The following is a 23,374-nucleotide window of genomic DNA, read 5'->3' as shown; positions in this document are numbered from 1 at the left end:
GCCGGAGCTTCACCCGGGCATGTCATCCCGGCGGTGGACCGCACTCCCGTTCACGCAGCTGGCGTTCGCACTCCTGTGCAAGTTCGGGGTACGCCTCCGAGATGGCGGCGTAGACCCTGCGCCGCAGCAACTCCTCGGCCGCCGCGCGCCCGGTGCTGCCGTACAGCCCGTCCAGCAGCTCGTCGTAGCGGGTCAGTCGATGGCGCAGATAGTTCACCTTCCAGCGGTCGAGCGCGCCGGTCTCGGCACTCTCGACCGTGGCGGGATCCGGTGCATGGCCCCACCGCTCGTACGCTCGTTCCTCGTCCCGGCGGTTGCGGTGCTCGACCGCGGCCGCCGCCAGCCGGTCCGGAGCCAGTCGCGGCACGTCGAGAGGCTCCGCCGCGATCCGCGCCAGCACCTCCCGCCGCCGGCGCAGAGCGGCGGCCCGCGCCGCGGTGGACCTCCGTGCGGCAGTGGCCGCGACGGCCCGGAACTCATCGCTCCGCTCGGCCGCCTCGACTCGCTCGACGCGGTAGAGGCGGGTCTGCGGCGCCGAGTGGAAGGGCGGGTTTGTACGCAACAGGTCGGGTTCACCGAGCAGTTGGCGCACCATTCCGGGCGTCCAGCCCCGGGCACGCAGTCCGGCGGCCGAGAGGTGCGTACGCGGTGGTGGCGCCGCCTGCGCACCGTGCCCGTCTCCCTGCCGATGCCCGCGATCCCCTTCGTATGTCGCCATCATGATCTCCCCCGTCGTTACGCTGAGTGACGAGTTCATTGATAACGCACACCACTGACAACGGCACGGACAGCGGCCCCGCCGAGCGTTCCTCAGGCACCTCAGGCGCCTCAGGCACCTCAGGCCGCAGAGACCAGCCGCCGGGAACGTCGCCCGACCCTACGCTCCGGAACCGTCAGGACCCCTCTGACCTGCGGGGGGGGGGTGCCCCGATCCGGGGGACCGCGGTGACCGCGGTGACCGGGGTGCCGGAAGGTCGATCAGGTCGCTCACCCCAGCCACCTCCTGCAAGGTCCGCGCCAGCGACACCAGCGTCTGCCGCACGGCCCTGATCTCGGCGCGCAGCTCCTCCGCGTGTTCCCACTGCCGCTCGTGCGCCACGGGGTCGCGACCGGGCGGTCGCTGGGACTCGTACGCGGTGAGACGGGGGTGCCAGGAGGCGAGAAGGGGCCGCAGGACGCGGTTGAGGACGGTGACCGCGAGGACGCCGAAGCTCACGTGGCCGGGGGCCAGGGGCGGGGCCACGTCGGGACCGTAGCGGCGCAGGATCTCGCGGGTGGTGGTGAAGAAGGTGTAGAGGGAGGACAGCGCCTCGCGCAGGAACCCCTCGTCCGGGTCGAGTTCCTCCACCGACACGCGTGTGACCAGCTCCAGGTACAGCTCCCAGGCCGCGCTGCGCTCCGAGTCGGCAGGCTCCCACGTACCGGAGATCTCACCGACGAAGGGAATCGTCAGCTTGGCGGTGACCTGTGCCGGACCGCCCGGGCTCCGCCGCCTGCGCTGCCTGTGTCTCATGATCGCCTCCCCGGTACCCACAGTAGGGTAAGTCGCCGTGTGGGACGTCTTCCTCAGCTACAGCCGCGGTGATGTGGAGCAGGTCCGTCCGCTCGCGCGGGCGCTGCGCGACGGCGGGCTCGAGGTGTTCACGGACGAGACCGGGGTCGCGTCCTTCGCCGGCATCAGCGACACCATCCGGCGCGAACTCGCCCGCTCCAAGGCGCTCCTGGCCTACTACTCCACCGGCTACCCCGAGCGCGAGGCCTGCCAGTGGGAGCTGACCACCGCCTATCTCGCGGGACTTGGGGAGGGCGACCCGCGGCGCCGCGTCATGGTCGTCAACCCGGAACCGGGCACGGACCACATCCATCCGGTCGAGCTGCGGGACGCCCGGCACGCCTCGGCCGGCGACCTCACCGCGCTCGTCGAGGACGTACGCGCGCATGTGGCCCGCCTCGACAGCCCCATGGCCGTCGCGGAAGCGGATCACGGCGTACGACGCCGGACACCGGGCGCACCGGGTCCGCGCCCCGAGTTCCTCGGCCGCCTCTCCGAGCTCTGGCAGGTGCACTCCGCGCTGCACGCCCACGCCGCGCCCCTGGTCACGGGACGCGCCGCCGCTCACGCCGTCCAGATCCGAGGCATGGCGGGCATCGGCAAGACGGCACTCGCCCAGGAGTACGCCGTCCGCTTCGAAGCCGCGTACCCGGGCGGCGTCTTCTGGCTGGACGGGGAGGCCTACGACGACTCGGTGCGCGCCCTGGCCACGGATGATCTCTTCGGCCGGCTCGACGCCCTCGGCGAACCGTTCCTCTGGGTCGTCGACTCCGTCCCCGCCGGCCGACGCCCCGCACGCGAGATCGCGGCGATGGCGGCCCCGCACCCCCTCGGCCACACCCTCTTCACCCTCCGCAGCCGTGCTTACGACAGCCTCGGCACCCCCGTCGACCTGGGACCCCTCGATGCGCCCCACGCGCGCGTGCTCGTCGGTGGCGACGAAGACGGCGACGACGCGCTGGCCGAGGCGGTCGAGGGCCACCCGCTCGCCCTGGCCCTTCTGGGGCGTGCCGTCCGCGCGGGACACGGGCCGCGCACCCTCTACGACCGCCTGCACGCCCGGGGCGCCTCCCTCCTCGACTCGCTCGCCCACGAGGACGTCACCGGCTCGCTGGTGCGCGACGTGGACACGGCGAACGCCGCCGACGTCCTGCGCTGCGCGGCCGCCCTGCACCCGCTGCCACTGACCGTCGAGGACGCCGAGCGGGTACTCGCCGCCGCCGACGGCGTGCCGAGAGCGGTCGCGCACCGGCGCGCCGAGAACGGCGTCGCCGAACTCCGCGTACGCAGCCTGCTCACTCCCGCCTCCGACGGAGACTGGCACCTCCACCCGGTCACCCTGCACGCCTGGCACCACCACGACCCGGCCCCCGCCCGCACCGAGACCCTGCGCCATACCGCGCTGCGCACCCTGTGCGTCCGGCGCGACCCGGTTACGCTGGCCTTCCCCGGAAGCCGGAGGGAGGCACCCATGGCAGCACCCAGCGAGTCGGAACGCATGGCGGCCTTCGACATCCAGGTCGAACTGGTCACCCGGATCGGGGTGCAGGAACTGGCGCCGGGCACGGGAAGCCTGCGCGAGGCACTGACCTCCCTGAAGTCGCTGATCGACTTCACGCGCGCGACGCTGCACACGTACAACATCCATCTGGAGCCCGGCTCGCAGACCGGCGCGCCGACGGTCCAGAGCCTGGCGTACACCTTGATCAACGACGTCATCCGCCCCTTCACCACCCCCTGGCACCCCCGCCTCGCCGCGTACGAGGCCCGCTGCCCGGCGGACGTCGCCCCGCCCGACCACGAGGCGGCCTGGCCGGAGGCGGAGGCGATGCGCGCCGAACTGACCGCGTTGCGGGAGCCGTTGCGGCGGATCGCGGAGGGGCTGGGCGGTATTTCCGGGGCGGACTTCGGAGTGGCGGCGACGGGTTGAGTCCGCCCAGTACGTAATTGCCTGGAGGCACAGCATCCGGGCTTCGTACGCTGCACCCATGTCCACTCTCACCGACCCCGCCTTCCTGAACACCACCGCCGACCGCCTGGCCTCCCTCCCCACCGTCCGGGCCGTCGCCCTCGGCGGCTCCCGCGCACAGGGCACGCACACACCCGACAGCGACTGGGACCTGGCCATCTATTACCGAGGCTCTTTCGACCCCGCCGACCTCCGCGCCCTCGGCTGGGAGGGCGAGGTCTCCGAGGTCGGCGGCTGGGGCGGCGGCGTGTTCAACGGGGGCGCGTGGCTGACGATCGACGGGCGGCGCGTGGACGTGCACTACCGGGATCTCGACGTGGTGGAGCGGGAGTTGGCGCAGGCGGAGCAGGGGCGGTTCCGGGTGGAGCCGTTGATGTTCCATCTCGCTGGGATTCCGAGCTACTTGGTGGTCGCGGAGCTGGCCATCAACCAGGTGCTGCGGGGCGACCTCCCGCGCCCGACGGCCTACCCGGAGAAGCTGCGCACCACCGCCGCCGAACGCTGGCACGGCACGGCCGGCGCCACCCTGGCGTACGCGAAGGCCAACCACGCCCCGGCGGGACGACTGACAGAGGTCGCGGGCGCCATCGCCACGGCCGCCGTACAGGCCGGGCACGGGGTGCTGGCGGGGCGGGGGGAGTGGGTGACGAATGAGAAGCGGTTGCTGGAGCGGGCCGGGCTGTGCCGGGTCGACGACATCCTGGAAGGGCAGCGGGCACAGCCGGAAGCGCTGCTTCGAGCGGTTGCCGACGCCGAAGCGCTGTTCTCAGTGAAGGGTTGAGCAGGGCCATTGCGTTCATAAAGAACGTGGCCCTCCCATGGATCGTCACATCCCCGAAATACGGCCTTCCCATTCCCTCCAACGTCGCGACCTACCGTGGAGACCACAGGCCGCACCCATACGGCCCCACCACAGCCCGGCCACCGTCGCCCGAAGGCTCACCCCTGCCCTCGACGAGACGACAGGAGCCCCGTGTCGCGTTCCGTTTCCCTGACTCTTCCGCCCTGGCTCGCCCACACCCTCCGTGCCCAGCGCGGGCCGGTGCCCTGGAACGCGGTCGTGCGGGGCGCCCTGTCCGCCGGGCCGTTGCTCCTCGTCGCCGTGCTCATCGGGCGTACATCCCTCGGTGTCGTCGCCGCCATCGCAGCCATGCTCGCCGGGATCAACGACCGGCCCGGCAGTCGGCGGGCCTCGGTGAAGCGGCTCGGGGTGCCCGCGCTCGCGGGGGCGGGCGGGCTGCTCGTGGGGACGTATGCGGGGGATCATGTGGGGGCGGTGGCGCTGACGGTCGTCCTCACCCTCGTCGGGCTGGTCGCCGGGAGTGTCAGTGCCGTGGGGCCCGTCGCCTCCGGGGCCGGGACCCAGATGCTCGTCGCCTCCGCCATCGGCGCCGGGATGCCGCTGCCCGAGTCCGGGTGGCAGCGGGCGCTCGCCTTTCTCGCGGGGGCAGGGTGGCTCATCGCCCTGCGGCTGGTCCTGCCGACCCCCGGCGCCCTCGCCGGCGACTTCCGGTTCGACGGGGAGCGCCAGGCCGTCGCCGCCGTATACGACGCCGTCGCGGACCTTCTCGACGCCGCGGGGGCCGATGACGCCATGGCCCGGCGCGCCGCTCTCACCGCCGCCCTCGATCACGCGCAGGACGCCCTCGCCGGGCCCCGGCTGCGGCGCTACGCCAGTTCCTCGGCCGAGCGGCGGCTGCACGCGCAGTACGCCGCCGCGCTGCCGCTCGCGGAGGCCGCGACCGCGTTGGCCTGGGCCGGGGAAGCGGTGGCCGGGCGGGCGTCCGAAGGGCCCCGGCGGCTCGCCGCCGCCGTGCGCGACAACACGCACACCGGGCCGCTGCCCGCCCCGACCCGTTCGGCGCCGGCCCTGCGTGCCCTCGACGACGCCCTCCTCCACGCCGCCGAGGCCTTCGACCGGGCCAAGGGCACAGACCTGCACACCCGGAGGCGCACCGCCAGGACCCTGCTGCGCACCGTCTTCGGGGCAGGGGGACGTGAGTACGGCCTCCGCGTCGCCCTCTGCTTCGGGGCCGGCGTCGCCGTCGCGCAGACCCTGCACCACTCCCGCTGGTCCGGGCAGCACGAGCACTGGTACTGGCTGCCCGCCACCGCCGTCTTCCTCGTCAAGCCCGACCTCGGACCGCTCGCCTCGCGTGTGCTGTGCCGTGCGGCCGGGACGGTTCTCGGGGCTCTCGTCTTCGCGGGGTTCGCCGCCGTGCTGCCCCGGCCGGAGGGCCTCATCGCGCTCGTGGCGGTCAGCGGTGCCCTCATTCCCGTCGCCACGCGGCACTTCGCCGCGCAGACCGCCGTCGTCACCGTCCTCGTCCTGGCCCTGGTGATGGTCGGTGGCGAGCCGCAGGCCTCCGCCAGCCGGATCGCGGAGACGCTGCTGGCCTGCGCGATCGTGCTGATCGTGGGGCATCTGCCGATGCCGGGGCAGCGGGGCGGGGGCGTGCGCGCCCGGCTGGCTGCCGCGAACAGCGCCGCTCAGGCGTACCTCGTCCACGTCCTGCGCGAGGCCGACGGGCATGTCATAAGCAGCATCGGCCCCGGCGGCAAGACCGGCGTCAGTCCCGGCACCAACAACGGCAGCCCTCGCACCAAGACCGGCAAGCCTCGCACCAAGACCGGCAGCCCCCGCACCAAGACCGGCGTCAGCCCCAGCGGCAGGACCGGTGCCAACATCAGCGCCGACGCCGGCGCTCCGACCCACTCCGACGCGCGCGCCGTCCGCTGGACCCTCCGCCGTGAGGCCTACCGCACCCTCGCCGAGGCCCGTACCGTCATCTCCCTCGCCGCCGCCGAACTCCCCGCTCTCGCCCGGCACTCGGAAGGCGCGGACGAGATCGTCGCCGTCCTCGAACGGCTCGTCGACACCACCACCGCGTGCGCCGTGGACCTCGACGACTCCGGCCGGCTCACGCCCCGGCACACCGAGCGGCTCGCCGAACTCCTCGACGAACTCGCGGGGCACCGCGAGCGCGCGGGGCTACGGCTGCCCGAGCTGCCCCTCGCCATGTAGCCGACCGAACTGCCCCGCTCGGTCCAGCACCGTGTGCACCAACGCCGTCCCCGGCTCCGTCCTGCCACCCGGTCCCGGCGTGTGCCTGACATCCTCCGGGCGCAGTTCGCCGCCGCAGTGCGAGCACGTCACCCGTGCCTCGGCGGCGTGCCCGCACGTCTCGTGGACGGGCACCAGGGGCGGGCCCGCCACCGCCCGGTGCCGGTCGCCCCATGTCAGCAGCGTCAGGACGACGCCGTACAAGTCCCTCCCGGCGTCCGTCAGGGCGTACTCGTACCGCACCGGACGCTCCTGGTACGCCACCCGTTCCACGACTCGCTCGGCCACCAGGTGGTCGAGCCGGTCCGCCAGGACGTTGGTGGCGATGGCCAGGTCGGCGCGCAGGTCCTCGTAGCGGTTCAGGCCGAGGAAGAGGTCGCGCAGGATGACGACCGTCCACTGGTCCGCGACGACGGCCGCGGCTCGCGCGACCGAGCAGTGCATCCGCGCGAAGCGTTCACCTTTCATGCCGCCACGGTAGTCCCTTGCAAAGCGCAAGGGAGCCTCCTAGCCTCTCCGTAGAGGGTTACTTGCAAATGACAAGTCACCCGAGGTTCGAAGTGATGTCCGAAGTGATGCCCGAAGGCATGCCCGGAACGCTGCCTGAAGTGAGGGGCCCGCATGTACCACGCCATCGTCCGCCGCAAGGTCCGCAACCTCTGGCGCACCGTCGGCAGCGGTGCCGGCGGCTACCGGCAGGCCGTCGCCCTCGCCGCCCCCGACGTGCGCTTCCGCTTCCTCGGCGACACCCCTATGGGCGCCGATCTGCGCGGCCGGGAGGCATTCGCCGACTGGTTCGAGCGGTTCGAGCGCACGTTTCCCGGCCTCCGGCTGACCCTTCAGGACATCGTCGTCCAGGGGCCGCCCTGGAACACCAGCGTCGTGACGCGGCTGACCGTCCGCGGCACCCTCGCGGACGGCAGCGCGTACGAGAACGAGGCCATTCAATGGGTCCGGCTGCGCTGGGGGCGCATGGTCGAGGACACGGTCATGGAGGACACGCTGCGGCTCGACCAGGCGTACCGGACGCAGACAGCGGCTCGCGCTAGCTGATCCGCACCCACACCGCCGCGTGATCCGACCCCGCCGCACTCCGCCGCTCCGCCGGATCGGCCCCCACCGACGGCAGCCGTGGCATCGCCCTGTCGGGCAGCCCCGTCCCCGCCTCCGTCACCCGGTGCACCAGGCGGTGGCTGACCAGGACGTGGTCGATCAGCTCGCTGCGCCCGGAGTTGACGCGGGAGTAGCGCCGCTCGGCGGGGATGAGCGGGGCCACGTTCCACAGGCGGGTCGCGTCGCCCCGGTCGGCCGCCTCGTACCCGGGCGTGCCGATCTCGGAGCCGGGCGGGCCGAGCAGGATCTGCGTGGTCGCCGCCTGCACCTCGTCGTTCAGGTCGCCCAGTATCGCGACGTCCCGGGCGCGCCCGTCACCGGCCAGCAGCTCGTCGGCGAGTGCGCGCAGCGCCGTCGCCTCGGCCGCCCGCCGGTACAGGGCGTACGCGCCGTACCGCGCCCGCTCGCCCTCGTCGCGCGGCTGGAACCGCCCGCGCGGGTACGACAGCAGCTTCGACTTGAGATGCGCGACCGCCACTCGCAACGGCCCGCTGCCGGTCGTCGCCTCCACCGCCAGGAAGCCGCGGCCCGACTCCGCCACCGACAGCCCTTCGTCGTCCGTCTGCACCGGACGCAGCTTCGCCGGGAAGGCGCTCGTGTCGGACAGCACCTCGAACGGCGCACGACCGACGAAGCCGACCCGGATGCCCCGGCTGTCCGGGCGCCGGGAGAGGGCCAGATGCCAGTCACCGTCCAGCATCCGGGCGAGGTCACGCAGCGCCTCGGGCTCCCCGACCTCCTGGAGGCCGAGCAGCGTCGGGTCGAGTTCCGTGATTACGGCGGCGAGGGCGGCGAGCTTCGTCTCGTACGCGCCCTTGTCCTTGGGGCCGTACGGTCCGCCGGGACGGTAGAGGTTCTCCAGGTTCCAGGTGCCGAGGAGCATGCCGGGCTCCTTTCGGAAGCCGTGGGGCAGCGGGCCGTGGTGAGGCCCAGGGTGCCCGTCCGGGCCGCCTCGCGACAGAGCGGCGACAGGATGCGCGGTTCGGCTCACGCGAGCCCATGACGGCGTCGTACGTTGGCGTGATGACGCCCTCTCCCGCAGAGAACGCCGCAGGGAACGCCGCAGACAACGCCGCAGCGAACGTCGAAGAGAACGCCGCAGCCCATGCCGAAGGCGCCGCCGATCTCGTCATCACCGGCTGCACCGTCCTCGTGCACGACGACCAGGAGCGGATCGGGTTCGAGGAGGACGCCGCGATCGTCGTACGGGACGGAGTCGTGGAGTCCGTGACGACCGCGGCCGCGGTGGCGAACCGTCCCGCCGCCGAACGCATCGACGCGCGCGGCCAGGTCGCCATGCCGGGACTGATCAACTGCCATACCCACGCCCCCATGGTCGCCCTGCGCGGTATCGCCGAGGACCTGCCGACCGAGGAGTGGTTCAACGACGTCGTCTGGCCCGTGGAGTCCAACCTCACGGAGAAGGATGTGGAGTTGGGGGCGCGGCTCGCCTGCGCCGAGATGATCCGCGGTGGCGTCACCTGCTTCGCGGACCACTACTTCAGCATGGACGCGGTCGCCGCCGTCGTCGCCGAGTGCGGGATGCGGGCGCATCTGGGCGAGGCTTACTTCTCCTCCCAGGGGCCCGAAGGGCGGGAGAGATCAGTGGCGTTCGCGCTACGGCACCGGGGTGGCGCCGACGGTCGCATCACCACGGCCCTCGCCCCGCACGCCCCCTACACCGTGGACGACGCCGATCTCGCCGCCACCGCCCGACTCGCCCACGAGCACGGCCTCCCCGTGCACCTGCACGCCTCCGAGAACCGCGACCAGACCGACACCAGCCTCGCCCGGCACGGCGTCACCCCGATCGAGGTGCTTCAGCGCACCGGGATTCTCGACACCGACGTGCTCATCGCGCACGGCACCGGCATCGTCGAGCGCGACCTGCCCGTCCTCGAAAACGCCGGAGGTCATACGGCCGTCGCCACCGCGCCCCGCGGCTACCTCAAGTTCGCCTGGCCCACCACCACACCGGTCCGCGCACTGCACGACCTCGGCATCCCCGTCGGACTCGCCACGGACGGCGCCGCCTCCAACAACTCCCTCGACGTATGGGAGTCGATGGCGCTCACCGCCCTGATCCAGAAGTCCACGACGGGCGACCCGCGCTGGCTGACCTCCCGTCAAGCCCTGCACCACGCGACCCTGCAGAGCGCCCGCGCCGTCGGCCTCGGCGACAGCGTCGGCAGCATCGCCCCGGGCCACCGCGCCGACCTCGTCCTCGTCGACCTGACCGGCCCGCACACCCAGCCCGTCCACGACCTCGCCGCGACCCTCGTGCACAGCGCCCGATCCTCCGACGTCCGCACCACGATCGTCGACGGACGGATCCTGATGCGCGACCGCGAACTGCTGACGATCGATGTGCCCGCGATGATCGGGGAGTTGGGGGAGCGACTGCCCGCACTCGTGGACCGCAGCCACGGCAAACGCATCCAGGACTACGACACATAGGCTCGGCGACTACTCAGGCTCGGCGACTACAAGGCCTCCGACCCGGCACACACCCCCCGGCCGCCAAGGAGGCGCACGTACCCCAAAAATCTCTGACGCAGCGATGAGTTCCGCCCCGCCGACCGGTCACCACCCAGAACGGACCGCTGGCACAGGAGGGGCCCATGTCGCTTCCGGAGATCGTCTCGCGGGCGCAGTGGCGCGCGGCGCGTGAGAAATTGCTGATCAAGGAGAAGATCGTCACGCGCGCGTGGGATGTGCTCAACGCGGAGCGGCGCGGGCTGCCGATGGTCGAGATCGACGCCGAGTACGTGTTCGAGGGCGGTGACGGCAAGGCCACGCTGCTCGACCTCTTCGAGGGCCGGACCCAACTCGTCGTCTATCACTTCATGTTCGCGCCCGAGTGGGACGCCGGCTGCCGCAGCTGCTCGGGCTTCCTCGACCAGATAGGGCACTTGGCGCATCTGAAGGCGCGGGGGACGACGTTCGCCGCCGTGTCCCGGGCGCCGTACACGAAGATCCTGCCGTTCAAGGCGCGGATGGGCTGGACGGTGCCCTGGTACTCGTCGTACGGCAGCGACTTCAACCAGGACTTCGAGGTGACCCTGGAACACGAGGGGGAGCTCGTCGAGCGGCCGGGCGTCAGCTGCTTCCTGCGGGACCACGACCGGGTCTTCCACACCTACTCGACGTACGAGCGCGGCCTGGACGGGCTCGGCTCGACCACCAGCCTGCTGGACATCACCGCGCTGGGCCGGCAGGAGGAGTGGGAGGAACCCAAGGGGCGGGCGTCGGTTCTCGGGGCACCTGCGGGCAGCGAGCGCATCCGGTATCACGACGAGTACGAGGAGTGACAAGGGAGTGACAGCGGAGTGATCGATCTTGTCACACAGTGACAGAATCCTCACCCTCTGTGGTGAACGAGTGTCAACTACGTCTCAGTACAGCAACTGAGCGAGGCTTTCTGCCCTCGGAAGGCGTTAACTCCTACAAGTACAACGCTTCTGGAGGTGCAGGATGGTGAACGGGCGAAAGGTGCTCGAACGCTTTCCCGCAGGTGGGCCGCGAGGCTCGTGGCCGGCGGAGGAGTTCGCGCACGCGCGACGTCTTGAAGGGCTGCCCGCGGAGGTCGTCATGGACCTCTCGACGGACATGTTCCTGGTGATCGTCCGCAGCGGCGAGACAGCCGACGCGGCGGCCTGAGGTCAGCCCGCCTTCGGGGCGGGCACCTTCACCGTTGCCCCGGAAGCGGGCAGCTTCGGCTCCGTCCCGGAAGCGGGAACCTTCGGCTCCGTCCCGGAAGCGGGCAACTTCGTCGTGAACTGTTCCGCCTGGAGCGAGTACAGCTCCGCGTAGACCCCGCCGACGGCCAGCAGCTCCTCCGGTGTGCCGGACTCCACGAGCCGGCCCTGGTCCAGGACGTGCACCAGGTCCGCGTGGCGAACGGACGCCAGCCGGTGGGTGATGAGGATGACGGTCTGGCCGGTGCCGGCCAGGGCGCGGATCTTCTCGAAGACCTCCAGCTCGGCCCGGGCGTCCAAGGCGGCCGTCGGCTCGTCCACGATCAGGATGCGGCCGCGCCGGTACGCGGCCCGGGCGATGCCGAGCCGCTGCCACTGCCCGCCGGACAACTCGTGCCCGCCGCTGAAGTTGCGGGCCAGCAGGGTGTCCAGGCCGCGCGGCAGATCGCCGACCACCTGCTCGGCCCCGGCCTCCACGACCGCCTCCGTCACCCGCTCGTCGGTGAGCGGCACCGAGGAGCGGCCGACCGCCACGTTGACCCGGGCCGTGAACGGCCACCGCTTGAAGTCCTGGGCCACCATCGCGACGCGCTCCGCGAGCAGATGCCGGTCCGCGCTCGCCGCGTCCACGTCGTCCCACAGGATCCGGCCGCGGTCGGGGGCGTACAGCCCGGCCAGCAGTTTGACCAGGGTCGTCTTGCCGGAGCCGTTCTCGCCGACCAGCGCGACGATCTTGCCGAGCGGCACGGTGAGCGTCACGTCGTCGAGGGCGGGGCGGGCCGCGTCACCCGGATAGGTGAAGCTGACGTTCTCGAATCGAATCTCGCGCGGGTCCTCCGGCAGCGCCGCCCCGCCCACCGGAATCGCCCGTTGGGCCGCCTCCGCGTACAGCCGCTGGAGGTCGCCGACGAAAAGCGCCTCCTCGTGCAGGGCGTTCACCTCCACCACCAGGGTGTCCAGGCTCTGCGAACCCGTGCGGATGGCGATCACGGCCGTGCCCGCCACCGACAGCGCCATCGCGCCCGCCAGCAGCAGCCCGCCCAGCGTCGCGTATGTCGCCGCCGTCGCCAGGCCCGTCCAGGCTGCCGCGATCAGACCCGTACGGGCCGCCAGCCGGGCCAGACGGGCCTGCTCCGCCTCCGCCGTCTCCGACATCGCGCGGAAGTGACGCAGCAGGAACGGGCCCACTCCGTGGACGCGGATCTCCGGCGCCGCCTCGGGCTCGATCAGCAGCGCCCCCAGCAGCCGCCCCGCGCGCGCGTGCTGCACCCAGGCGTGGAAGGACTCGTAGCGCCGGCGCGCTATCGTCAGCGCGCTCCAGGCGCTCGGCAGGGTCATCGTCACCAGCAGCGGCAGCAGCGCCGGGTGCAGCACGGTCAGCACGCCCGCCGCCGCGATCAGCGAGATCATCGCGTTCACCACGCGCGTGGCGTACGAGATCATCCGCCGGGCGGAGGCGGCGCCGTACTGCGCGGTGTCCAGCAGCTTGTGGAAGGCGTGGTCCTCGATCGCGGCCAGCTCCACGGTCGCCGCCCGCTCCAGATAGCGCTCGGTCGCCACCCGCTCCACCTTGGGCTCCAGCCGCCCGGTGGCGTACGTGGACGCGGCCCGCAGCAGCGCCCCGACCAGCATCACGGCGGCCATGACCACCAGCGCGGGGACGGCGCCGCGCAGCCGGTCCTCCAGCGTGCCGTCGCCGATCAGCCGGCCGAGCACGCTGTTGACCGCGAGCAGGCTCACCGCCTGGGCGACACCCCGGCCGACCTCCGCGGCCAGCACGGTCCGCGCGGCGCGCCGGTCGGCCTGCCACGCGAGCCGGAAGCTGGCCGTCAGCAGGGCCGGGAGCCGGGTCACCATGGCCCGGAAGTTCAGCTCCAGGAAGGCGTCGGCGTGCGAGTTCCAGCCCATGTCGTAGCGCAACGGGCCGCCGAAGAGCAGCCGCTCCGACTCGGACATCTCCGGCTGCGCCGAGTTCCTTCTCTTTTCCCGCCCGGCCCGGACCCGCTTCTCCCGCCCGGCCCGGCCCGTCTGTTCCCGCCCGGCCCGGCCCTGCTTCTTCCCCACCCGTGACCTCCCCCGATCCCGATCCTGGACGAACGGCCACTATCGCGGCGCGGACTTCGGCGGGGCAGGGCGCGAGCGGGGGAGACGGGAGCGCGCGGGCGCGCGACCGGTGAGAGGAGCCGGATTACGCGCTGACCGGTCGGGACCAGGTGGGAGTCGTACCGGTCGCGCGGCACAGGGCGAGGTACAGCGGTATGGGCGGGGTGTACGGAAGCGTGCCGTCCGGCCTGTGGATCAGGCCGGGGAGGCCCGGGGCGTCCGGGACGACCGCTCCGGTGGCGTACCGCGCGGGCGCGGGCCACTCCAGGGCGTAGTCCGAATCCGACGGAACGATCCACCACCAGTGCGTCTCGTCGGCGTAGACGCACCCCACCCGTGGCAGCCGAGGCAACACGAGCGGACCGAGGCGGGCGGGTACCGCCACCGCGTCACAGCCCATCGGGGCCGTCATGCCCTCGGGTACGGGTAGCCGCCGGGGGGCTCCCGGGGTGTGCAGGCCGCGTCGGAGGCGGACCAGCGTGTCCAGGTTCAGCACCTGGCCACCGGGCCCAGGCCTCACACCCTGCCGCAATCTGGGCTCCGCTCGATCGGGGGGACCCCCAGGGTCCCCGTCCCGTGATGGCGCGCGTCCGATTCGGGCGCGGTTGTGCGGTGTGCCGTTTCTGCAGAAGCCGGACGTACGGCCTTTTGTGTAGAAGTCGGACGTGGGGCCGTATCTGCGGAGACCGGACGTGTGGCCGTTTCTGCGGAGACCGGACGTGCGGCCGTTTCTGCGGAGACCGGACGTGTGGCCGTTTCTGCGGAGACCGGACGTGCGGCCTTTTGCGCGGAGACCGTACGTGCGGCCTTGTGTGTAGAGACCGGATGTGGGGCTACCGAGCCGTGGTGCGCCTCCGCCTCTTCCTCCTCGCCCGAGCCGCCGGCCGGGCCGGGCTTCGGGCGGGCTCCCCAGCCCAGGTCGTTGCGGGGGCCGGTGTGGTGACGAGGAGTGTCCAGGAGCGCGGCCATGCGCGGCAGTTCCGCCCAGACCAGCAGCCCGGGGCCGTGTTCGTGGGCGCCCCAGGAGTGACACAGGGCCTCGACGAGGAGCAGTCCCCTCCCGTGCTCCTCCTCGGGCCGCTGCGGCGACGGGTGGGGCTCACCCGGCGCACAACCTTCGTCGCGTACGGCTATGCGCACCAGGTCGTCACCGTCGTGCAGCTCGCAGACCACACGGCTGCTCGCGGTGTGCACGATGGCGTTGGTGACCAGCTCGGAGACCACCAGTGCCGCCGTGTCGCAGGTGTCCTCGCAGACCGACCAGCCGGTCAGTCGTGCCCTTGTCAGGCGTCTGGCCTGCGCGGGAGAACCCGGATGGGCGGCCAGCTCGAAGCGGAACCGGCGCTCGGCAGCGGCCCTGTCGGGGCCCGCTCCCGCGGCGGTACCGAGACCGAGCGGGCGGCCTACGGCAGCGTCTGTTCCTAAGGGCAGGGACGGAATCACGCTTGCCACTATCGCCCCGCCGTGAACACTTGGCAAGTGTCACTCTGAAAAATGCAGAGTGCTGGGTGACGCAGTGAAGGGCCGTGGCACACTGCTCGCAACAGCAGGTCGAGCGGCGCCAGTTGGGATCACCGGAGATCCGTACGCATCCGTACCCCTCTTCGAATAGATCTTCGAATGGCGCCGCAGGGCTGTCAGCATGCTTTGCCCGTACGGCTGTCAGCATGCTTGTGTGGCCGGCCTGAGCTCTTCTGGCCGCCCTGCCAGGGACTTTGTGGAGGTGGAGGGTGAGCGAACCGAGGTCTGCGCCGACCGTGGGTCAGGTCGTCCTCGGTCGGCGCCTGTTGGACCTACGGGAACGCGCCGGGCTCAAACGCGAGGAGGCCGCCCGCATCCTCCGTGTGGCCCCCGCCACGGTCCGCCGTATGGAGATGGCCGAGGTCACGCTCAAAATCCCGTACCTCCAGTTGTTGCTGAAGGCATACGGCGTCTGCGACCTGGAGGCCGAGGCCTTCGTCCAACTGGCCGAGGAGGCCAACCAGCCCGGGTGGTGGCAGCGGTTCCACGACGTCCTGCCCGGCTGGTTCTCGATGCATGTCAGCCTCGAGGGCGCTGCCGCCATGATCCGCCAGTACGAACCGCACTTCGTCCCCGGGCTGCTGCAGACCGAGGACTACGCGCGGGGCGTCCTGGAATCGGGCGCCATCGGCCAGACGAGCCCCGACGAGATCGAGCGCCATGTCGCCTTGCGCATGCAACGCCAGGAACTGCTCACCCGTCAGGACCCGCCCCGGCTGTGGGCCGTGATGGACGAGACCGTGCTGCGCCGCTCGGTCGGCGGCCCGGAGGTGATGCGTGCCCAGATCGACAAACTGCTCGAGGCCACGAAGCTGCCCAACGTCACGCTGCAGGTCGCCCCGTTCGCGAACGGGCCGCACCCGGGCACGTACGGGCCCTTCGTGCTGTTCCGATTCGCCATGCCGGAACTCCCGGACATGGTCTACAGCGAGTACCTGACCGGCGCCGTCTACCTGGACGCGCGCACCGAGGTGGCGACTCACCTCGAGGTCATGGACCGCATGGCGGCGCAGGCCGCCACTGCACATCGCACGAAGGAGATCCTCCGGGATCTCCGCAAGGAGCTGTGAATGGATCGCATCAAGCCGCGCATACGCGTCTACAACGGCATGCCCGCGCGGGACTTGGGCAGCGAGGGCTGGCACAAGCCGTGGAGCGGCGGCAACGGCGGCAACTGCCTGGAAGCGATGAAGCTCGCCGACGGCCGGATCGCCGTCCGCCAGTCCACCGACCCGGACGGTCCGGCGCTGATCTACACCACGGACGAGATGACCGCCTTCATCGAGGGCGCCAAGGCGGGGGAGGCCGACTTCCTGCTGTCCTGATGTGATTGCTCTTTTTCTCGCTCGACTTCCTTATCTTGGTGCTGAATTTTGGTGCTGAATTGATCATCATCCATCGCGTCTTACGGAGTGCCTCATGACCGGGCAGGACCCCCTCGGCGCCGCCGCGATCGACACCGGCAAGCCGCATCCCGCGCGGATGTACGACTGGTATCTCGGCGGCAAGGACAACTATCCCGTCGACGAGGCGATGGGCCACCAGATGCTCGCCCTCGACCCGAGGGTGCCCGTGATGGCGCGGGTCAACCGCGCGTTCATGCACCGGGCCACACGCTGGCTCGCCGAGCAGGGCGTACGCCAGTTCCTGGACATCGGTACCGGGATCCCGACCGAGCCGAACCTCCATCAGGTCGCCCAGGAGATCGGGCCCGAGGCGCGCGTCGTCTACTGCGACAACGACCCGATCGTGCTCGCCCACGCGGCCGCACTGCTGCGCGGCACCGAGGAAGGGTTCACCGAGTACCTGCAGGCCGACGCGCGGGATCCGGAGGCCATCCTCGAAGGCGCGAGGAAGGTCCTGGACTTCAGCCGGCCCGTGGCGCTGTCGCTCATCGCGTTGCTGCACTTCGTCGCCGACGAGGACGGCGCGCACGAGCTGGTGCGCCGGCTGCTGTCCGAACTGCCCTCCGGCAGCTACCTGGTGATCAGCCACGCGACGGCCGACTTCACGCCCGAGGAGTCGAAGGCGGCCACCGAGAAGCTCAAGGCCGCCGGTGTCACGCTGGCGCTGCGCTCCCGTGAGGAGTTCGCCGGCTTCTTCGACGGCCTGGAACTCGTCGAGCCCGGCGTCGAGGTGCCGCATCGGTGGCATCCGGAGCTGGGCGAGCCGGTGCCTGGTCAGGACGACGGGGTGATTCCTGGGTACGGGGCGGTGGGGCGCAAGCCGTGATGCGGGGGAGTGCAAGCCGTGATGCGGGGGAGTGCAAGCCGTGATGCGGCGGGGGAGTGCAAGCCGTGATGCGGCGCTGATTCAGAGGGGAATCAGCGCCGCATCAGTGGTGATTCAGCCGCATCAGTGGTGATTCAACGGTGAGGTGATTCAGTGGTTCACACCCACGACCACATGCGCCGCGGGGCGTCCACCAGGCGGCTGACCACGACCACCGGCAGCGGCGGCTGCTCCGCCTTGCTGGGGCTGAGGTTCAGCCCGTAGTAGATCTGCTCGATCGACGGTGGCCCGACCGCGAGGTTGCGCCGGACAGCCATCGACGACGACTCCTCGCCGGTGTGCACCAGGTACGCCGCCGCCATCGCGCCCGTACGGCCGACCCCAGCGCCGCAGTGCACGAACACCGGCCCGGACTCCTTGGCGACGACGTCGAGGAAGCGCTGCACCTGCTCGGGCTTCGGTGTCTGCCCGTCCCGGATGGGCATGCGTACGACGTCCAGACCGGCATCGCGCGGACCGGCGAGCTGGTGGGCGCTCAGGTCCTCGGCCCGCAGGTCGACGACTGTGGTGAAGCCCATGGTCGCCAGCTGCCGGTAACCGGCGGGAGAGGGGGCGGCACCGCGCCACAGCCGTCTCTCGGAGTCGACCGGCTGGAAGTGGTGCACACCCTGCACCGTGCGGGTCCCCGCCGGCGCCGGCGTCTCCTCGCGCGCCCAGTAGGACAGCGCCAGGATTCCCAGTGCGCCGGTGGCCCACAGGGCGAGGTAGCCGAGGGCCACGAGCATGAGGATCCGCAGAGACCGCCGTGACACAAGATGTCGGCGGAGGGCGGGAACGGGCAGGGTTGCGCTGAGGACAGCCATGGGCGAACCGGGGGGTTAGGGGACGAGGGCGGTTTTGGCATCGTAACCCGAGTCGCCTATGGCAGTCTTGTCCGAGTACGTATGTATATATGGACCCTACGGCCCGGTCAGTCGCCGTCCGCGTCCGCGTCGCCGATGCCGACCACCGTGAGGTTGGCGCGTTCGAGGGTCGCGTCCTCCAGGCAGCCGCGCAGCCGCAGCTGGTCGTGGTCGGTGAGGGCCGGACGGACGACCCCGGCGAAAACGCCGTCTCCCAGGTCTCCGAGAACCGCGTGGCGCAGCGGTACGGACGTGGAGTCCCGGCAGCCCTCCCAGATCTGCTGCGCGGCGAGCGACCTGCGCTCGGCCGTCATGTCCGTGCCCCGCAGGTCGACCTGGACGAGCACGGAGGTCGCCGCGCTCTCGTTGGCGGCCTCCTTCCGGGTCTGGGTGAGATCGGCGAGCCCCACGACGAGCGAGCCGAGCAGGGTGAGACCGACCACGCCGACGGCGGCCACGCGCGCGGTGCGGCCCCGGGAGTGCCCGGCGTTCAGGGACGGCAGGTCCTCAAGGTCGTCGTGAAGGTCGTCGTGGAGGTAGTCGTGCGAGGCCGGGTCGGGCGCGGCGAGGACCGCCAGCCGTCCGGCGAGCCGCCGCTCGGCCGGCCGGGCCGTCACCGACGCGATCCGCTGCACCACCCAGGCGAGGCCGGACAGCACCACACCGGTGACCATGAGGACCGGCACAAAGACGTATGTGCGTTCCGCCGGCTCCTCCAGCCAGCGGAACCGTGCGCCGCCGGGCTCCGGCTCGGGCGCCCCGCGCAGCCGGGCCAGCACGTCCTCCTGCCGCGCGGCGAGCTCCCGCTGCCGCCGGTCGGAGTCGCGCAGCCGCCCTTCGATCCGCGTCAGCCGCCCCAGCATCACCAGGCCCAGCAGCAGCACCTCGATGACCACCAGCAGCACCCCGCTCAGCAGGGCCCGCTGCCACTGCCACCGGTACAGATAGACGACAAGGTGCGTCCCCGCGCCGGCGGCGGCGAGGCTTCCGAAGACGAAGGCGATCTTCCTCATGGTGGGTCCCCAGGCTGTACGTCCCCTGTGGTCCCGTCCACGGTGAGGCGGGAGCCGGGCGGGAAACGCCGTACGGCGTCCGCGGCGCCGACGACCGCGGGGAGCCCGAGCTCCCTCGCCAGCACGGCGAGATGGGACAACGGGCTGCCGGTCTGAGCGACCAGTCCGGTGAGACCGGGCAGCAGCGGGGCGAGCGCGGGGTCCAGCGTGCGCACGACGAGTAGCGCGTCCGGGGGCGGTGGTGTGCCCGTGCCGTCCCACACCGTCCCGACCGCGCGCCCACCGGACACGCCCCGCACTCCATCGCCGCGACCGCCGTCACGCTCGGCGACGACGACCCCGCCCTCCGCGAGCCGGAAGGCGTCCGGCAACGGAGGCGACGCGGGCTGCGGCACGCGCGCGTGCAGGTCGCCGGGAAGCGGGCCCCCTTCGGCTACGGCGGCCAACTCCCGCCACCGCAACAGCCCGGCACGCTCCACGTCCAGCCCCGCCCGCCGCGCCGCCTCCCGCACGAGCCGGACCTGGAGCTCCTGCACCCACCGGATGCGGAGACGGAGGGCTTCCCGGGGCGGGAGGGCGGGGGTGGGAGACAGGCGGGGGGCAGGGGGTTCGGCTACGGCGACGGTGTGGAGGCCGGCCCGGTCGGGTTCGGGGGACGCCGGTTCGTGGCCCCGGGCACCGGTGGCGGGGGCGGCGTCGATGCCGGTTCCCGGGAGCCGCTCGACGGCTGTCTCCCACGGTTGCGGTACCGCGCCGTCGCGGCCCGGTGCTACCGCCTGCGGCAGCCGCGGCCGCCCTCGCAGGCTCGGTGCGGTGAGCGCCAGGACCACGGGGTTCGCGGCCACCACCTGATCGTCGGTCACACCCCGGGCGCGGGCCTCCGCCAGGGCCGTCAGGGCGGTGCCCGCCGCCGTGCGGCTCCTGGGCGGCTCGCTCAGCAGGGCGCCCGTGAGCGTCTCCTGGGCGTGCAGGGAGACCAGGACCGTACGGGTCCAGCGGAGCTCCGCCGCCAGGTCGGGGCCGGAGGACTCGGCCGGCGCCGGGATCTCCGCCAGCCGGCGGTCGACGTCCGCCACCAGGTCCGTCGCCAGACCGGGCAGCGACGCGGTGAGGCGTCCCACCCGCCAGGCCGCACCGAGTCTGCGTGCACCCGGCGCCGGGTTGAGCAGCGCGAGCCAGCGGTGGCGGGGGCCGACCGCGCCGAGCAGGCGCAGATCGGCGGCGGCCCGACCGCCGACCGTCGTGACCACCGGCACCGTCCGCAGCAGCCGGCGCGGTGTACTGCCCCCGATGTCGAGCGCGGCGGCCAGTCCACGGGCCATGGGCGCCACCCACAGGTCCTCCTCCAGCGGCTGGAGCTGCCCGGGCAGTGTCTCCGCGACCGGTCCGGGTCCGAGCAGCCGGGCACCGCGCCCCGGCCGCGCCGCCATCGCCGTGATCGGCCGGCTCTGGAACAGCCACAGCCGCCCGTCCTCGTCGAACCCGAACTCGATGTCCTGCGGCCCGCCGAAGATCCGCCGGGCCCGCCGCGCGAGACGCGCCAACCGGAACAGCTCCGAGCGGGTGAGCAGCGCGTCGCTCTCCGTGGGCTCGCCGAGAGCGAGTGGCGCGTCGGTTTCCGCGGCCTCGGTACGGCCGAGCCGGGTGCCGTCCTCCGGCGGCTCCGTCCGCAGGACCCGGCCGCGCCTGCTCAGCCAGTAGCCGGACCCGGACTGCGCACCGCTGACCAGACTGTCCGGCCCGCCGCGCACCGCGCTCACCAGCATCCGGTCGGTCCGCCCCTCGACGGGGTCGACACCGAACATCACCCCGCCGACACGGGCCGTGAGCATCGGCTGCACGAGCACCGCCATGGGCGCCGTGGACCCGTCGGGCCGGTGCGCCGAGTCGAGCACGGTCTGTACGGCCGTACGAAAGCCCCGCCAGCCGCGCACATCGAGCACGGAAGCGAACTGGCCCGCCAGGGACGACTCCTCCGTGTCCTCCTGCGGGGACGAGGAGCGTACGACGAGCGGGCGGGCGCCACCGTCGGAGATCTCATCCCAGGCGCGGCGCAGGGCGACCGTGTCGCCGCCCCCTCCGTGCGGGATCACGAAGCCGGGGAGCACCGGCAGTCCGGCGCGGGCCGCGCGGGCGAGGTTCGCGGCCTTGGATCCGGCCAGTCGGGGGAGCGCGGCGCCGGGCTGATCCAGCGGGACGACGGGCGGACCGACCGCTTCCACGAGGCCGAGGGCACTCTTGACCTGGGGCTCTTCCCCGTCTCGCGCACCTTCTTCATGACGTTCGTCGAGCGTCGTCATCGAACACCCTCCAGGACCGGCCGCCAACAGGGGGGACGCGCGGGGGTGGCCCTGCGCCTGACGGCGGAACGAAGGATGGGGGCGAGCCGCAGCACGCCTCCTGCTTTTTTCCGATGATCCCACCACTGTTCCGTTCCATGTAGCCCGTAAGCCACTTTTCGGGCAGTTGGGAGAAAAACCATGCGGGGGACCAGGGTGCCGGGCGTGGCTCGTCCGAGGGCAGCAGTCGTCTGCTCATCCGCGGGCAGGGCGCCGTCTCCGCCATTCATCCGCGGGCAGGGCACCGTCTCCGCCGCTCGTCCGTGGGCAGGACACCGTCCGTGCCGCTCATCCTGAGGCGGGGTCCTCTTGGGGCCGCTCATCGTGAGGCAGGGCCCGCGGCTCACCCGCGCTGGTGCGGTCGGCCTGCTCACGCGCGCTGGTGCGGTCGGTCTGCTCACGTGCGCCGGTGCGTTCGGCCCGCTCCGGATCACCGGGCGGCAGCACCCCGCACAGCGCGTCCACCGCCGCCGCGTACGCGTGCTCCGAGGGCGTCGCGTAGCCCACGACCAGGCCGTCGCGGGCCGCCATGTCGGTCTCCGGGTGCCGGAACTCGGCAAGCCCGTCCAGGGCGATGCCCTGCCAGGCGGCCGCCTTGACGGCGGAGCGTTCGGTGCCGGGCGGCAGCCGCAGTACGGCGTGCAGTCCGGCCGCGACACCGGTGACCTCGACGTGCGGCGCGTGCCTGGCGAGCGCGGCGACCAGACGGTCCCGGCGGCTCCGGTACCGCTGCCGCATACGCCGCACATGACGGTCGTACGACCCCCGGGAGATGAAGTCGGCGAGGCTCAGCTGGTCCAGCACGCTCGCCCACGCCTCTCGCTCGCCCTTGGCCGCGAGCACCTCGTCGACGTACCGCTCCGGCAGGACCATCCACCCCAGCCGCACCGCCGGTGACAGGCTCTTGCTGACCGAGCCGATGAAGATCACCCGCTCGGGGTCGAGGCCCTGGACGGCGCCGACCGGCTTGCGGTCGTAGCGGAACTCCCCGTCGTAGTCGTCCTCGAGAATCACCCCACCACGCGCGCGTGCCCAGTCGACGACCGCGGCCCGACGCGCGGGATCCAGCGGACCACCCGTCGGGAACTGGTGCGCGGGCGTGAGCAGTACGGCCCGCTCGCGCCCCAACCGATCGATCCGTGCGCCGTGTTCGTCCAGCGGAAGCGGCACGGTCCGTACCCCCGCGGCCCGCAACAGCTCCCGGTGGAATTCCAGCCCGTACCCCTCCAGGGCCAGCGGACCGCGCAGGACCCCTCCTCCTCCGCTCGGCCCCCCGAACAGCAGCCGCAGCGCGTGCGCGAAGCCGGAGCAGATCACGATCCGGCCGGGCTCCGTGCGCACACCACGCGCGCGTGCGAGGTATTCCGTGAGCGCATCCCGTAACTCGACACGGCCGGCGGGATCGCCGGGGCCGAACACCTCGTTGGGCGCCTGCTGGAGGGCCCGCCGGTAGGAGGCCAGCCAGGCCGCGCGCGGGAACGCCGACGCGTCCGGGGTGCCCTGCCGCAGGTCGTGCCGTGGTCCACGCGCGCGTGGAGGTGCCTTTTTGGGCACACGCACGGCGTGTCGCAAGGGCCTTGCCCGCTCGGCGACCCTCGTCCCCGAGCCCTGGCGGGCGGTGAGCCAGCCTTCCGCGACGAGCTCCGCGTACGCGTCGGCCACCGTGTTGCGGGCCACGCCGAGGTCGGCGGCGAGCGAGCGGTACGGAGGCAGCCGGGTGCCCGGCGCGAGCCGCCCGCTGCGTACGGCCTCGCGCAGCGCCCGGATGAGCGCGGCGCGCCGCCCGCCCGGGCCGGACAGCTCCAGATGCAGGTCGGCACCGATCCGCTCCGCTGAATTGACCCACGATCCATCCATGGAAATGCACC

The 23,374-nt window shown here is 72.3% G+C and carries 20 protein-coding genes and 1 pseudogene; 10 read left to right on the top strand and 11 right to left on the bottom strand.

The genetic code is table 11. The features are described 5' to 3' along the window. Positions 1-22: 22 nt before the first annotated feature. Together Q4V64_RS12450 and Q4V64_RS12445 are read right to left on the bottom strand one after the other, a co-directional pair. Positions 23-721, bottom strand: coding sequence for a hypothetical protein (locus Q4V64_RS12450; protein ID WP_253267244.1), 699 nt, complete (start codon positions 719-721; stop codon positions 23-25). A 156-nt stretch (positions 722-877) separates the two neighbouring features. After that, a complete protein-coding gene (locus tag Q4V64_RS12445; RefSeq protein ID WP_253267245.1) occupies positions 878-1,513 on the bottom strand; it encodes a hypothetical protein in 636 nt (211 codons plus the stop codon). Positions 1,514-1,550: 37 nt separating this feature from the next. Between Q4V64_RS12445 and Q4V64_RS12440 the strand changes: the two genes are divergently transcribed. The 3 genes from Q4V64_RS12440 to Q4V64_RS12430 all read left to right on the top strand — a co-directional run bounded on the left by Q4V64_RS12440 (position 1,551) and on the right by Q4V64_RS12430 (position 6,546). Next, the gene (locus tag Q4V64_RS12440) at positions 1,551-3,482 is read left to right on the top strand and encodes a toll/interleukin-1 receptor domain-containing protein (protein ID WP_124443081.1); all 1,932 of its coding nucleotides are present in this window, start codon (positions 1,551-1,553) and stop codon (positions 3,480-3,482) included. 58 nt (positions 3,483-3,540) lie between these two features. Continuing rightward, a complete protein-coding gene (locus tag Q4V64_RS12435) occupies positions 3,541-4,302 on the top strand; it encodes a nucleotidyltransferase domain-containing protein (RefSeq protein ID WP_124443082.1) in 762 nt (253 codons plus the stop codon). 192 nt (positions 4,303-4,494) lie between these two features. Further along, on the top strand, positions 4,495-6,546 hold the full coding sequence (locus tag Q4V64_RS12430; protein ID WP_124443083.1) for an FUSC family protein: 2,052 nt from the start codon (positions 4,495-4,497) through the stop codon (positions 6,544-6,546). On the opposite strand, the gene Q4V64_RS12425 is transcribed toward Q4V64_RS12430, so the two are convergent. Next, a complete protein-coding gene (locus Q4V64_RS12425) occupies positions 6,514-7,053 on the bottom strand; it encodes a helix-turn-helix domain-containing protein (protein WP_124443084.1) in 540 nt (179 codons plus the stop codon). The genes Q4V64_RS12430 and Q4V64_RS12425 overlap by 33 nt on opposite strands. A 153-nt stretch (positions 7,054-7,206) precedes the next feature. Between Q4V64_RS12425 and Q4V64_RS12420 the strand changes: the two genes are divergently transcribed. After that, positions 7,207-7,638: a nuclear transport factor 2 family protein gene (locus Q4V64_RS12420; protein WP_124443085.1), complete on the top strand. Its 432-nt coding sequence runs from the start codon at positions 7,207-7,209 to the stop codon at positions 7,636-7,638. On the opposite strand, the gene Q4V64_RS12415 is transcribed toward Q4V64_RS12420, so the two are convergent. Then, positions 7,631-8,581 (bottom strand): endonuclease/exonuclease/phosphatase family protein, encoded by a 951-nt coding sequence (locus tag Q4V64_RS12415; RefSeq protein ID WP_124443086.1) that lies wholly within the window; start codon positions 8,579-8,581, stop codon positions 7,631-7,633. The two genes, Q4V64_RS12420 and Q4V64_RS12415, sit on opposite strands and share 8 nt — an antisense overlap. 140 nt (positions 8,582-8,721) lie before the next feature. Here Q4V64_RS12415 and Q4V64_RS12410 point away from each other — a divergent pair, with 140 nt between their 5' ends. The 3 genes from Q4V64_RS12410 to Q4V64_RS12400 all read left to right on the top strand — a co-directional run bounded on the left by Q4V64_RS12410 (position 8,722) and on the right by Q4V64_RS12400 (position 11,358). Beyond that, on the top strand, positions 8,722-10,155 hold the full coding sequence (locus Q4V64_RS12410) for an amidohydrolase (RefSeq protein WP_124443087.1): 1,434 nt from the start codon (positions 8,722-8,724) through the stop codon (positions 10,153-10,155). 164 nt (positions 10,156-10,319) lie between these two features. Then, positions 10,320-11,009 carry a DUF899 domain-containing protein gene (locus Q4V64_RS12405; RefSeq protein ID WP_124443088.1) on the top strand — a complete coding sequence of 230 codons (690 nt, stop codon included), beginning with the start codon at positions 10,320-10,322 and terminating at the stop codon, positions 11,007-11,009. A 166-nt stretch (positions 11,010-11,175) separates the two neighbouring features. After that, positions 11,176-11,358: a hypothetical protein gene (locus Q4V64_RS12400; RefSeq protein ID WP_124443240.1), complete on the top strand. Its 183-nt coding sequence runs from the start codon at positions 11,176-11,178 to the stop codon at positions 11,356-11,358. Positions 11,359-11,360: 2 nt separating this feature from the next. On the opposite strand, the gene Q4V64_RS12395 is transcribed toward Q4V64_RS12400, so the two are convergent. The 3 genes and pseudogenes from Q4V64_RS12395 to Q4V64_RS54935 form a co-directional block, all read right to left on the bottom strand. After that, complete coding sequence (locus Q4V64_RS12395; protein WP_124443241.1) at positions 11,361-13,352, bottom strand: ABC transporter ATP-binding protein; 1,992 nt, start codon at positions 13,350-13,352, stop codon at positions 11,361-11,363. A 232-nt stretch (positions 13,353-13,584) separates the two neighbouring features. Further along, a complete protein-coding gene (locus tag Q4V64_RS12390; RefSeq protein WP_124443089.1) occupies positions 13,585-14,019 on the bottom strand; it encodes a hypothetical protein in 435 nt (144 codons plus the stop codon). A gap of 329 nt (positions 14,020-14,348) precedes the next feature. Beyond that, positions 14,349-14,951 (bottom strand): annotated as a pseudogene (locus tag Q4V64_RS54935) (ATP-binding protein); the annotation flags it as partial. A 278-nt stretch (positions 14,952-15,229) separates the two neighbouring features. Here Q4V64_RS54935 and Q4V64_RS12380 point away from each other — a divergent pair. From Q4V64_RS12380 to Q4V64_RS12370, 3 genes are all read left to right on the top strand, one after another. Continuing rightward, entirely contained in the window at positions 15,230-16,090 is an 861-nt protein-coding gene (locus Q4V64_RS12380; protein ID WP_124443090.1) for a helix-turn-helix transcriptional regulator, read from the top strand. Then, the gene (locus tag Q4V64_RS12375; RefSeq protein ID WP_019757219.1) at positions 16,091-16,345 is read left to right on the top strand and encodes a DUF397 domain-containing protein; all 255 of its coding nucleotides are present in this window, start codon (positions 16,091-16,093) and stop codon (positions 16,343-16,345) included. It abuts the gene before it with no gap. A 94-nt stretch (positions 16,346-16,439) separates the two neighbouring features. Beyond that, positions 16,440-17,252 (top strand): SAM-dependent methyltransferase, encoded by an 813-nt coding sequence (locus Q4V64_RS12370; protein ID WP_124443091.1) that lies wholly within the window; start codon positions 16,440-16,442, stop codon positions 17,250-17,252. 158 nt (positions 17,253-17,410) lie between these two features. Here the strand turns inward: Q4V64_RS12370 and Q4V64_RS12365 are convergent, their stop codons facing one another. From Q4V64_RS12365 to Q4V64_RS12350, 4 genes are all read right to left on the bottom strand, one after another. Then, positions 17,411-18,037, bottom strand: a complete 627-nt coding sequence (locus Q4V64_RS12365; protein ID WP_253267246.1) for a dual specificity protein phosphatase family protein — start codon at positions 18,035-18,037, stop codon at positions 17,411-17,413. A gap of 185 nt (positions 18,038-18,222) precedes the next feature. Continuing rightward, positions 18,223-19,167 (bottom strand): hypothetical protein, encoded by a 945-nt coding sequence (locus tag Q4V64_RS12360; protein WP_124443093.1) that lies wholly within the window; start codon positions 19,165-19,167, stop codon positions 18,223-18,225. Next, a complete protein-coding gene (locus Q4V64_RS12355; protein WP_124443094.1) occupies positions 19,164-21,467 on the bottom strand; it encodes a PEP/pyruvate-binding domain-containing protein in 2,304 nt (767 codons plus the stop codon). Before Q4V64_RS12355 ends, Q4V64_RS12360 begins: the two co-directional genes overlap by 4 nt. 327 nt (positions 21,468-21,794) lie before the next feature. Beyond that, positions 21,795-23,363 carry a PLP-dependent aminotransferase family protein gene (locus tag Q4V64_RS12350; RefSeq protein ID WP_124443095.1) on the bottom strand — a complete coding sequence of 523 codons (1,569 nt, stop codon included), beginning with the start codon at positions 23,361-23,363 and terminating at the stop codon, positions 21,795-21,797. Positions 23,364-23,374 lie beyond the last annotated feature (11 nt).

This window comes from Streptomyces sp. NL15-2K (assembly GCF_030551255.1).
Classification (GTDB): Bacteria; Actinomycetota; Actinomycetes; order Streptomycetales; family Streptomycetaceae; genus Streptomyces.
This window is presented reverse-complemented; position numbering and strand designations above follow the sequence as displayed.

Coding starts and splice junctions, on each gene's coding strand:
- Q4V64_RS12450 (WP_253267244.1), bottom strand. CDS start 721: ATGATGGCGACATACGAAGGGGATCGCGGGCATCGGCAGGGAGACGGG.
- Q4V64_RS12445 (WP_253267245.1), bottom strand. CDS start 1,513: ATGAGACACAGGCAGCGCAGGCGGCGGAGCCCGGGCGGTCCGGCACAG.
- Q4V64_RS12435 (WP_124443082.1), top strand. CDS start 3,541: ATGTCCACTCTCACCGACCCCGCCTTCCTGAACACCACCGCCGACCGC.
- Q4V64_RS12425 (WP_124443084.1), bottom strand. CDS start 7,053: ATGAAAGGTGAACGCTTCGCGCGGATGCACTGCTCGGTCGCGCGAGCC.
- Q4V64_RS12420 (WP_124443085.1), top strand. CDS start 7,207: ATGTACCACGCCATCGTCCGCCGCAAGGTCCGCAACCTCTGGCGCACC.
- Q4V64_RS12415 (WP_124443086.1), bottom strand. CDS start 8,581: ATGCTCCTCGGCACCTGGAACCTGGAGAACCTCTACCGTCCCGGCGGA.
- Q4V64_RS12410 (WP_124443087.1), top strand. CDS start 8,722: ATGACGCCCTCTCCCGCAGAGAACGCCGCAGGGAACGCCGCAGACAAC.
- Q4V64_RS12405 (WP_124443088.1), top strand. CDS start 10,320: ATGTCGCTTCCGGAGATCGTCTCGCGGGCGCAGTGGCGCGCGGCGCGT.
- Q4V64_RS12395 (WP_124443241.1), bottom strand. CDS start 13,352: ATGTCCGAGTCGGAGCGGCTGCTCTTCGGCGGCCCGTTGCGCTACGAC.
- Q4V64_RS12375 (WP_019757219.1), top strand. CDS start 16,091: ATGGATCGCATCAAGCCGCGCATACGCGTCTACAACGGCATGCCCGCG.
- Q4V64_RS12370 (WP_124443091.1), top strand. CDS start 16,440: ATGACCGGGCAGGACCCCCTCGGCGCCGCCGCGATCGACACCGGCAAG.
- Q4V64_RS12365 (WP_253267246.1), bottom strand. CDS start 18,037: ATGCTCGTGGCCCTCGGCTACCTCGCCCTGTGGGCCACCGGCGCACTG.
- Q4V64_RS12360 (WP_124443093.1), bottom strand. CDS start 19,167: ATGAGGAAGATCGCCTTCGTCTTCGGAAGCCTCGCCGCCGCCGGCGCG.
- Q4V64_RS12355 (WP_124443094.1), bottom strand. CDS start 21,467: ATGACGACGCTCGACGAACGTCATGAAGAAGGTGCGCGAGACGGGGAA.
- Q4V64_RS12350 (WP_124443095.1), bottom strand. CDS start 23,363: ATGGATGGATCGTGGGTCAATTCAGCGGAGCGGATCGGTGCCGACCTG.